General features: G+C 59.5%; 1 protein-coding gene. It reads right to left on the bottom strand.

The window, feature by feature from the left end; all coding sequences use genetic code 11:
• Positions 1–32: 32 nt before the first annotated feature.
• Positions 33–1,174 (bottom strand): IS3 family transposase gene (locus tag ACDC66_RS15195; protein WP_376697585.1). Its coding sequence is split into 2 segments (ribosomal slippage), with 1,143 coding nucleotides annotated over them: positions 33–925 and positions 925–1,174; the frame shifts between segments, so codons are not numbered across the junction. This gene is flagged as partial in the annotation.

Raw genomic sequence — 1,174 nt, 5'->3', positions numbered from 1 at the left:
TGGACTGACCCCACTTTCGTAGACACTTTTCGTTACGGGGCGGCTCCGAAGGCCGCCGGGGTTTGATAACCCAAGCTGCCGTGGATCCTGACCGTATTGTAGAACTGATCGATATAGTCTTGGATCTCCCCTGCCATGTGACGACGGGAGATCAGCCCCAGCCGATGTGTCCGCTCCTTTTTGAGCAGGGCAAAGAAGCTCTCGGCACAAGCATTGTCCCAGCAGTTTCCCGGCCGTGACATGCTGATTGTGATTTGCCTGCGGCTGAGCCACCGCATTACCTGTTCCGAGCGGTACTGACAGCCCTGATCGGAGTGGAACAGCAGCTTTCGACCATCCGGCTGACGTTGCCGCCACGCCTGCCTGAGGGCCCGTAGCACCAGAGCTGCCTGGTTTTCCCGGCCCAAGGCCCAGCCAATGACTTCTCGGTTGTACAGGTCGATCACAATCGCCAGATACAGCCAACCGTCGGCGCAGCGGATCTGCGTAATGTCGGACACCCAGACGGTGTCATTCCGGGCGACCGAGAACGCCCGGTTGAGCAAGTTGGGTAGCACTGGCAAGCCAGGCGAAGGCCGTCGATGGCCTGGCTTGGTGGCCACGGCCGAACGATAACCGGCGCGTTGCAGCAAGCGCTGAACCCGGTTGCGACTGCAGGCAAAGCCCGCATCAACGGCCTCATGATGCAGCTTGCGATAGCCCGGCACACCCTTGAGCCAACGAGCCCGCTCCAACAAGAACGCCAGCAGCGCCTCATTGGACTGAGCCGCCCGAGAAGGCGGCCGGCTACGCCACTTGTAGAAGCCCGAACGAGAGACCTTGAGCACTTCGCACATCACCGACACCGGCCAGATCGACCGATATTGCTCGATGAATGCAAACCTTACTTCTGGCGCTTGGCGAAGTGCTCCCGAGCCTTTTTTAGGATCTCGACCTCCATCCGGGCCCGATCCAGCTGCTTTTTCAAACGCTTGTTCTCGCGCTCCAGGCTTGTGTTACTGCGCTGAGGCGTTTCCACCTCATCGAGCTTGGACTCGGGATCTTCTCGGCGTGGCGCCATCTGGGTTCTCCAGCGACTCAAAAGGACAGGATGAATGCCCAATTTACCAGCCACAGCCTGCACAGTCTCGGGCGTCTCGAACGACTGATCGACCGCTTTACGCTTGAAATCCTC

This window comes from Wenzhouxiangella psychrophila, assembly GCF_042310375.1.
Taxonomy (GTDB): domain Bacteria; phylum Pseudomonadota; class Gammaproteobacteria; order Xanthomonadales; family Wenzhouxiangellaceae; genus Wenzhouxiangella.
Note: the sequence above shows the minus strand (reverse complement) of the source record. Positions and strands in the feature narration are given on the sequence as shown.